At 41.1% G+C, this 1407-nt stretch carries 2 protein-coding genes and 1 pseudogene; all 3 read left to right on the forward strand.

Going from position 1 to position 1407, the window contains the following annotated elements; translation table 11 throughout:
* Positions 1-107, forward strand: a 107-nt coding sequence (locus tag PVV60_RS10485) for a TrbC/VirB2 family protein (RefSeq protein ID WP_273724671.1), incomplete at its 5' end; no start/stop codon positions are given.
* A gap of 18 nt (positions 108-125) precedes the next feature.
* Positions 126-449: a type IV secretion system protein VirB3 gene (locus PVV60_RS10490; protein ID WP_273724672.1), complete on the forward strand. Its 324-nt coding sequence runs from the start codon at positions 126-128 to the stop codon at positions 447-449.
* Positions 449-1407 (forward strand): annotated as a pseudogene (locus tag PVV60_RS10495) (transporter); the annotation flags it as partial. The gene PVV60_RS10490 and the pseudogene PVV60_RS10495, both read left to right, overlap by 1 nt.

The following is a 1407-nucleotide window of genomic DNA, read 5'->3' on the forward strand; positions in this document are numbered from 1 at the left end:
TTGCATGGATTGCTGGTTATGTTGAAATGCGTAAAGCTTTCTTTGTTTGTATTGGCATCGGCATTATCTTTGGTGCACCACAAATCGCATCAATGTTTTACAGTTAAACGTTGTCTTTCAAAGCCATGAAAGAGCACGACAAGCTAACAGAAGATACGTTATTTCTTGCTTGCACGCGCCCTGCAATGATTGCAGGCGTGACGGTGGAAGCTATGGGATTAAATGCAATAGGAACGATGATATTGTTCATTATGGCAGGCAATATTTTTCTTGTAACTATTGGGATTGCAATGCATTTCATATTCAAGGAAATCCTAAAGCATGACCATAACAAATTTCGTATTCTTCTGACATGGCAAAAGACATCTATCTTTGCCAGAAATTCGAGTCTATGGGGTGGGGGAAGTATTTCTCCATTACGATTAATTCGCAATTATGAGGAATTATAATGAATGCTGCTCAATGCAAACGTGAAAAGCAGCCAGAGGCGATTATCCCTTATGTGCGTCATGTTAATAAACACATCATTGCGCTAGATTCCCGCGCTCTCATGTCCGTTATTAAACTTGAAGGCATTAACTTTGAGACAGCGGATATTATTGATCTGAATGTTCTTCACGAACAGCTCAACAATCTGTTTAAAAACATTGCGGATGAACGGATAGCGCTTTATAGCCATATCATCAGAAAGCGTGAAACCGTTTATCCGGATGGAACTTTTAGATCGGCATTTGCCAAGCAATTAGATGATAAATATCGCGAGCGGATGATTTCACAGGAGCTTTATCGCAATGAGCTTTATCTTTCAATTTTGTGGAATCCACACGTTGATAAGACGGACAAATTAGTGGAGTTTTTCAAACGTTTAGGCAAAGCCAAGCAAGAAAAGACAGAAGCTGACGCAGAGTCCGTTCGCAAGCTTGAAGATATTACGACAGATCTTATTCAAAATTTAGAGCGTTATGGTGCAAAAAGACTGAGCCTTTATGAACATGAAGGCAATATTTATTCGCAGCAAAGTGAATTTATCCACCAATTGGTAGGAGGTCGTCGTGAACGCATACCGTTGACATGGGGGACGATAGCGTCGACTGTTTATTCAGACCGTCTCATTTTTGGGAAAGAGATCATAGAAATACGCACCGAGGCGGGACAGCGTTTTGCGGGCATGTTTGGTTGGAAAGAATATCCAGCAAAAACCAGGGTAGGCATGGCGGATGGTTTGCTCACCCTTCCCTTTGAATTTATTTTCACCCAATCTTTTGTTTTCAAGAGCAAAAACATTGCCAAGCAGATTATGGGGCGCAAACAAAACCAAATGGTCAATGCAGGAGACCGTGCGGGCTCACAAATTATGGAACTTGATGATGCGCTTGATGATCTTGAATCCAATCGTTTTGTTTTAGG

The sequence above is a fragment of the Bartonella sp. AU18XJBT genome (assembly GCF_028618595.1).
In the GTDB taxonomy this organism is placed as follows: Bacteria; Pseudomonadota; Alphaproteobacteria; order Rhizobiales; family Rhizobiaceae; genus Bartonella.

What these genes read in the sequence shown, in the direction of transcription:
- PVV60_RS10490 (WP_273724672.1), top strand. Translation starts at nt 126, where the DNA reads ATGAAAGAGCACGACAAGCTAACAGAAGATACGTTATTTCTTGCTTGC.